This window comes from Verrucomicrobiota bacterium (assembly GCA_037139415.1).
Classification (GTDB): Bacteria; Verrucomicrobiota; Verrucomicrobiia; order Limisphaerales; family Fontisphaeraceae; genus JBAXGN01.
The window spans coordinates 1-7,016 of sequence record JBAXGN010000281.1; the positions used below are offsets into that span (position 1 = coordinate 1).

A 7,016-nucleotide genomic window follows, 5' to 3' on the forward strand; every position below is an offset into this window, starting at 1 on the left:
AAACATGGACCGCAAGGTTGCGTGCGCCTCAGTCCTACTCGACCCATGTCCGATTTGGGAGTACTTTTCTTGACTTTCTATCCCATTGCACACCCGTTGGAATCGTTTTTTTGCACTTTCCTTGGTTGACGCGGGTTTGAGACGAGGTTAGAAATGGGCACTGAAATCAGGATCGGTTTTGAATATGAAACATATCTGGGTTACCGGTGCCAATGGCTTGATTGGCGGGGAGATTCTCCGCCAGCAAGTGTCAGCGGTTGATTTTCAGTTGCGCGGTCTTACGCGTGCCGAGGTGGATTTGGCGGATGATAGCGCGGTGGCCGCGTTGTTCCGGCAAGAGCGTCCGGACGCCATCATTCACTGTGCGGCGCTGAGTAAAACCGGCGCCTGCCGCCAACAGCCTGAATTGGCGCAATTGCTCAACGTGCATGTCACGGAAACGCTTGCCGGTCTGGCCGCCTCAATTCCGTTCATCTTCTTCTCCACCGATCTGGTGTTTAACGGGAGAAAAGGTCACTATGCGGAGGAAGATACGGTGGACCCGTTGTGCATCTATTCCGCCACCAAGGTGCTGGCCGAGAAAATTGTATTGGCCAATCTGCGCCATACGGTGGTGCGGACGTCGTTGAACTTTGGCTTTTCAGACAATGGGCAACGCTCGTTTAACGAGGAATGGGCGCAGATGTGGCAACGGGGTGAGACGCTGGACTTGTTTGTGGATGAGTTCCGGTGCCCGATTCCCGTCGAGGTGACCGCACAGACGGTCCTGGAAATTTTGCGGCGCGGTTTGACGGGATGTTACCACCTGGCGGGTGGCAGACGCATGTCTCGGGTGGAGATGGGGGGATTGCTGGCGGAATTTCGGGCACCGTTGCCCTCGCCGATGCGTCCGAGTTCGCTGGCGGATTGGAAGGGGCCAGCCCGCGCGGCGGATACATCGCTGAATTGCGCCAAATTGGAGCGGGCGTTGAACATCCAGTTGCCGGGGCTGGAAGATTGGTTGCGCCAAAACTGGGCGCGCCAGCAGGCCTTGGCTGGCGGTGACCGGGAATAAAATGGATTTTTAGGGAATATGCCTCCGGGTACCTATCGCGGCAGACTGGCGCCATCGCCCACGGGGTATTTGCATCAGGGCCACGTGCAGACTTTCTGGCTGGCCCAGGAACGGGCGCGGGCGCATCACGGAGTTTTGGTGTTGCGGGATGAAGATTTGGATGGTTCGCGCGCCCGGGCGGAGTTTGCGACCGCCATGATCGAGGATTTGCGCTGGTTCGGCTTTGATTGGCAGGAAGGACCGGATTGCGGCGGGGCGTATGGGCCGTACCAGCAAAGCCAACGATTGCCAGGTTATCGAATCGTCTTCGAGCAACTCAAAGCAAAGGGCGCGATTTACCCTTGTTCCTGTACGCGTAAAGATGTGCAACAGGCGTTGCAGGCGCCGCATATCGGTCAGGAGGAACCGCCTTACCCCGGCACTTGCCGGCCCGGCAGGAGGGGCGATGGGAATCTCAAACCTGGTGGACGCATCAACTGGCGGTTTCAAGTGCCCGATGGCGCGACCGTTGGTTTTGTGGATGGCCACTATCGCGCGCAATCCTTTGTTGCCGGGAAAGACTTTGGCGATTTTGTCGTCTGGCGAAGTGACGGGCTGCCCAGTTACCAATTGGCGGTAGTGGTGGATGATCATGAGATGGCCATCACGGAGGTGGTGCGCGGCGCGGACCTTTTGTTATCCACGGCGCGACAATTACTGATTTATCATGCTTTGGGATGGGAGCCCCCGGCGTTTTATCATTGCCCGCTGGTCCTGGACGCGCAGGGGAACCGGCTGGCCAAGCGGCATGATGCCCTGAGCCTGCGGACCTTGCGTCAACGTGGGGAGTCGCCTGAAAATATCAGGCGCTCGTTCCCGCCAACCGGTAGTTGAAAATAAAACAGGCGGCGGATAATCCGCCGGCTGCAAGGTTATAAACAAAACAACGATGGAGGAAAATTAACGGGGGGCTGGGGCTTCCCAACCCGGACGGGTGGTTTGCCCATCTCGACGACCGCCTGCACCCTGACCACCAAAGCCGCCGCCTGCGCCCAGGCGTTGAAATCCGCCGCCCATGAGGATCATTGACAGGGCCTGGGGTGGCGCATTTTGCAGACGCTCTTTTTGTTCCGGGGTGAGCGTTGGGGCCAGTTCTGCAAACAGCTTCAAGCCCATCATCATCTGATCGCTTTGCAGTTTGCTCAAGGCATCCACTTTTTCCTGGACCGCCGCCTCGTCAAACTTGTCCGCCATGACCAGGTCCTTGAGTTCTTTGGTGATTTTTTCGCGTTGTTCCTGGAACCCTTGCATTTTCTCGCGATTCGCCTCCATGGATTTCTTCACAATCGCCTTTTGGTCATCAGTCAGCTCCGGGCGTGCCATCATTCCGGGCATGGCGTCGCGCCGGACACCAGCAGCTCCGGCAGCGGCCCCGATGGGTTTTTCCCTGATCGGCGGGGCGGGGTCGTTACCCGCGTCGGCGGCGTTGAGCCATGAACCGGTGAACACGGCAGCCATCAGTAATCCCGAAAGGCTGTGTTTGAGGGTGAATATTTGTTTTTGCATCATAATTTTGCAGCGATGATAGTTCTGATGATAGTGCTACGGGCAATCGTTGTTTTAGCGGGGTGGGGGACCGGGCGGCTTATCCTGCGACTGCTCAATCTTTTTGCGCATTTCCTCCATGCGTTCCAAGCGCTTGGCCTGTTCGTCACTAAGCGTCCCTGCCGCTTTCTTTTGGCGTAATTTTTCCAACACCGTATCCATTTTGGCACGATACTCTTTGGCTTTGGCGGCGCGTTCTTCCGGGGGGAGCTTTTGCCAATCCTGATGTTTCTTTTCCAGTCCCGAGGCCAGCTCCGGGTGCTGTTCCTTGAATTCTTTCAGTTTGGCCTCGCGCTGTTCGGGGGGGAGATTCTTCAGTTCCTCGCGCAATTTTTCCAAGAGGGGGTTTCCCGCTGGGCCGCCGTGCTTTTCCCGAAACTCCTTGAGCTTAGCCTCGCGCTCGGCTGGGGGCAGGTTTTTCAGTTCCTCTTTCCGTTTTTCCGTTTCCGCCGTTTTATTGCCGTGCTTCTCGTGCATTTCCTTGAGTTTAATCTCACGTTCTTCGGGGGTGAGATGGCGAAATTTCTCGCGGATTTCCGTCCGGTTCGTTTGGGTGCCGTTGGTGGTTTCATCGGCCCCGTATATGGGTAGCAACATTCCCGAGGCCAAAATCAAAGTCAGGCCTTGGGCGGTTCGCTGTAACGTCATCATGTTATCCCACATCTGCATTCAACTTCACAGACGTTTTGGCGTTCCGGCTGGTTACAAAGAAATGAATGACGTGGATCGCTGGATCGTTTACCTTTTCAGCCATGCCGGATGCTTATGAATGCCAGCGATGCACCGCCTGTTGCCAATGGCCAGGCCAGGTGAAGATTACCGGGGCGGAGATTGCCCGGTTGGCGTCATTTTTTGGAGTGTCTGAAGATGAGTTTATTCAAAACCACACCCGGCTGCAGGCGGATCGCAAGGGGCTGGCGCTGCTGGAAAAGGAGAACGGGGAATGTGTGTATCTCAACGGCCAGGAATGCGTGATCGAAGCCGTTAAACCGCAACAGTGCCGGGATTTTCCCAATCGCTGGAATTTTCCCGGATTCGAGCAGGTATGCCGGGCAAGAGTGGTGCGGAAAGGGGAATAGTGGGGTGACCGCAGTTTGGCCCGCAACTATCTACGAGGCGTGAAAAACGTCTGGGCTAAAGTGCCGCGTTCGGTACGGATAATTGTGCCGGCCCCAATGTTTTTCCGTTTGAACCAACCTTGTGGCACCTCCAGCACGTATTGAATCTGATCCGAAACAGAAGGCACCGCAGTCTCATTGAGTGGATGCAAGTCCACGATTTCCCGGATTACCCCTTCGGAATCCACATAGGCCGCCGAAAGGGGGACTTTGGTATTCCGCATGTAAAAGGCCTGTTGAGAGGGGTAGTTAAAAACAAACAGCATGGCTTCCTGATCGGTCATGTTGGTGCGGTACATCATGCCGGTCATGCGTTGGACATCCGTGAGCGCCAATTCGGTGGTCAATTCCTGGGGGCCTAGCCAGACCCTCAGAGTGGTCAGTTTGGGCTGTGCCCGATCCAGATACCCGAAGGCGGTCACGCGCGGTTCGGCATTGGTTGGGGCAGGGGATGGCGTTTTGGCCCGATCGGAAGAATCGCATCCGATTGCCAGCCAAAGGCACGCTACCCACACAAATGTCCGCCAACGCCAATTCACGAAGCCACCTTATGCCCAGCCTGGCGGTTTATCAATCCCATATTATTCATCATATTCAGGATTGAATATGCACAAATTCTCGTGGAAGGTCTCTACCACCATGATCGAATACACCTTCAAAATGGACGATGGCACGGTCTTTCGGTTCGAAGTGGATGTGGACCGGGGCAGCGCAGTGCCGGTTGCACCCAAGGAACCCGCATTTTGGACGGTGCTCGGCTTTAAGCAGTGCGAGAATTGCCCGCTGAATCCTTCCCAGCAAATGTATTGCCCGGCGGCGGTGGATGTCGAGCGAATCGCCGACAAATTCAAGCACCTGTTGTCGTATGAGCAGGTGACCGTGGAGGTTACCACGCCGGATCGGACGTATCTGAAGCAGTGCGATGTGCAAACCGGGTTGCGCGCGTTGCTGGGATTGGTGATGGCCACCAGTTCCTGCCCCATTTTATCGGGATTAAAAGGCATGGCGTATTTTCATCTGCCATTTGCCACCACCCAGGAAACCTTATACCGCGCCGTGTCCGCGTATTTGTTGCAACAATACTTTATGTATCGGGACAACCTCAAACCGGACTGGGACCTGGCGGGGTTGGCGAAGTTGTATGCGGAATTGCAATCCGTCAATCGCTGTTTCAAGGGCCGTTTGGATGCGGCCAGTGTGAAGGATGCCAACATGCAAGCCGTGGGGTCCATGATTTATCTCAGCATGTCGGTGGCGCTTTCGGTGGAAGATAAATTGCGCGATCTGCGTCCGCGTTTTGCCAAATCCACCCCGCCCGCCTGAGTGTCACGCACCGTGGTTTCCGTTATTTGCCGATACAGAACTGGTTGAAAATGGAATCCAGGAGGTCTTCGGTGGTGGTTTTGCCGACGATTTCACCCACGGCATTGACGGCGATGCGCAAATCCAGCGCGGCCAATTCCAGGGTCAGGCTGTCTTGCAGTGCGGCCAGGGTCTGAATCACGGACGCGCGTGCGCGCTTTAAAGCGTCCTGATGCCGGGCGTTAATCATCACCTCAAACATGCCCGTCTTGATTTCACCCGCCCAGACCATGTTTTTGATGGCATCTTTCAGCGCTTCCAGGCCGTACCCAGTCAGACTGCTGACGTTGACGCTGGTAATGCCCGGCAACTCGGGCAGGTGCAGTTTGCCCGGCAAATCGGTTTTGTTCAGCACGAGCAGGCATTTGCCCTTGCGGAATTCCGCGAGGAAAGCCTCGTCGTCCGGCGTTAGGGGTTCAGACTGGTCCACCAATAGCAAAATCAAATCGGCACGCTCCACGGTGACACGACTCCGGCGCATGCCTTCGGTTTCGAGGGGGTCTTGGGAGTCCCGGAGTCCGGCGGTGTCCACGAACACCACTGGAATCCCGCGGATATTGGCCGTTTCTTCGATGGTATCGCGCGTGGTGCCGGGGATGGGCGAAACCATGGCGCGATCATGGCCCAACAACTGGTTAAGGAGGGAAGACTTGCCCACATTGGGGCGGCCCACAATGGCGGCGCGAATGCCCCGGCGCAGAATGCGCCCCTCATTGGCGGTGCTCAACAATTGATCCATGAAGGTCACGCTGTCCGCCAGCTTCTTCAGCAACTGAGCGCGGGTATCCGGGGCAATATCCTCCTCGGGAAAATCAATATGCGCTTCCACGTGGGCCAGGATGCCCAGCAGGGTATCGCGCAGGGTGTCGATGCGTTGCGATAGTTTTCCCGCCAACTGTTCGTTGGCCGCCACCAAAGCCAGTTCGGTGCGCGAATGAATTAAATCCGTCACCGCTTCGGCCTGGGCCAGATCCAGCCGGCCATTGAGGAAGGCGCGGCGGGTAAATTCACCGGGGTGTGCCAGGCGCGCGCCGGATTCCAGCACCGTATCCAGTACCAGCTTGGCCACCAATAAGCCACCGTGGCAGGAAATTTCCACGACATCCTCGCGGGTGAAGGTTCGCGGCGCCCGCATGACGGCCAGCAACACCTCATCCACCGGGAGTCCGTTCCGCATCACCCAACCGTAATGCAGCGTATGAGAGTCCGCCCGCGAGGGTTTGGGCGCCGTGGTTTTGCCCGGTTTAAAACAGTGGTCAGCGATGACCAACGAGTGCGGACCGGAAAGGCGAATCACGGCCAGCCCGCCTTCTCCGAGCGGGGTGGCAATGGCGGCAATGGTATCCTCGGTCATGGCTGATGCCTTCGTTGTTTCTTCAGCCAGGCGCGGGCCTGGGAATAATCGCGTTTCGCCAGGTGCTTGAGCAGGGCAGGGTGGGTGGTCGGTGGCAATTTGGCGCTGACCGCGTCAATGCACGCCAGGAGCGGCAGCAGGTCCGCTTCCTGTTGGGCCGCCCGCATCTGCTGCTCGGTTTTCTCGATTTCAACCAAGGCGTCTAAAATGGCTTTTTCTAATTCGGTCACCGCCACTACGGATAGCGCAAATCGTGCCGCCGACCAAGCGGATTATGCGGAACAGCAAATGTGATATGACCCGTCCCTCCGATTTCCTCAGGGATCCCGCAGAAACTGCACGCCGAAATGATACATAAAACCCATCGCAACTCAGCGACCATTGGGCGCGGGAGGCGGAAGACGGCATGATCACATGAGTTTGAGTTTTTCCTCGATGTAGGCGAAGGTTTCGGGGCGAATACCGGCTTCGCTGTTATGCTTTGGCAAGGGTGGCCGGGGCTCTGCGTTGGAGGTTTTGGCCAGGTACTTCGTCCAGAGTTCAA

9 protein-coding genes are annotated in these 7,016 nt (G+C 56.8%); 4 read left to right on the forward strand and 5 right to left on the reverse strand.

Annotated elements, in window-relative coordinates:
• Positions 1-184 precede the first annotated feature (184 nt).
• Both WCO56_28045 and gluQRS read left to right on the forward strand, forming a co-directional pair.
• Positions 185-1,054 carry an SDR family oxidoreductase gene (locus tag WCO56_28045; GenBank protein MEI7733455.1) on the forward strand — a complete coding sequence of 290 codons (870 nt, stop codon included), beginning with the start codon at positions 185-187 and terminating at the stop codon, positions 1,052-1,054.
• 18 nt (positions 1,055-1,072) lie between these two features.
• Positions 1,073-1,927, forward strand: coding sequence for a tRNA glutamyl-Q(34) synthetase GluQRS (gene gluQRS / locus WCO56_28050; protein MEI7733456.1), 855 nt, complete (start codon positions 1,073-1,075; stop codon positions 1,925-1,927).
• Between the two features lie 66 nt (positions 1,928-1,993).
• Here the strand turns inward: gluQRS and WCO56_28055 are convergent, their stop codons facing one another.
• Both WCO56_28055 and WCO56_28060 read right to left on the reverse strand, forming a co-directional pair.
• A complete protein-coding gene (locus WCO56_28055) occupies positions 1,994-2,602 on the reverse strand; it encodes a Spy/CpxP family protein refolding chaperone (GenBank protein MEI7733457.1) in 609 nt (202 codons plus the stop codon).
• 51 nt (positions 2,603-2,653) lie between these two features.
• Positions 2,654-3,289 (reverse strand): hypothetical protein, encoded by a 636-nt coding sequence (locus tag WCO56_28060; protein MEI7733458.1) that lies wholly within the window; start codon positions 3,287-3,289, stop codon positions 2,654-2,656.
• A 65-nt stretch (positions 3,290-3,354) separates the two neighbouring features.
• Between WCO56_28060 and WCO56_28065 the strand changes: the two genes are divergently transcribed.
• Positions 3,355-3,717, forward strand: a complete 363-nt coding sequence (locus WCO56_28065) for a YkgJ family cysteine cluster protein (GenBank protein ID MEI7733459.1) — start codon at positions 3,355-3,357, stop codon at positions 3,715-3,717.
• A 26-nt stretch (positions 3,718-3,743) separates the two neighbouring features.
• On the opposite strand, the gene WCO56_28070 is transcribed toward WCO56_28065, so the two are convergent.
• Positions 3,744-4,295 (reverse strand): DUF192 domain-containing protein, encoded by a 552-nt coding sequence (locus WCO56_28070; protein MEI7733460.1) that lies wholly within the window; start codon positions 4,293-4,295, stop codon positions 3,744-3,746.
• A 67-nt stretch (positions 4,296-4,362) separates the two neighbouring features.
• On the opposite strand from WCO56_28070, the gene WCO56_28075 reads away from it, so the two are divergent.
• Complete coding sequence (locus WCO56_28075; GenBank protein ID MEI7733461.1) at positions 4,363-5,079, forward strand: hypothetical protein; 717 nt, start codon at positions 4,363-4,365, stop codon at positions 5,077-5,079.
• Positions 5,080-5,101: 22 nt separating this feature from the next.
• Here WCO56_28075 and mnmE read toward each other — a convergent pair whose 3' ends face one another.
• Positions 5,102-6,472: a tRNA uridine-5-carboxymethylaminomethyl(34) synthesis GTPase MnmE gene (mnmE, locus tag WCO56_28080; protein ID MEI7733462.1), complete on the reverse strand. Its 1,371-nt coding sequence runs from the start codon at positions 6,470-6,472 to the stop codon at positions 5,102-5,104.
• Positions 6,469-6,702 carry a hypothetical protein gene (locus WCO56_28085; GenBank protein ID MEI7733463.1) on the reverse strand — a complete coding sequence of 78 codons (234 nt, stop codon included), beginning with the start codon at positions 6,700-6,702 and terminating at the stop codon, positions 6,469-6,471. Before WCO56_28085 ends, mnmE begins: the two co-directional genes overlap by 4 nt.
• Between the last annotated feature and the right edge of the window lie 314 nt (positions 6,703-7,016).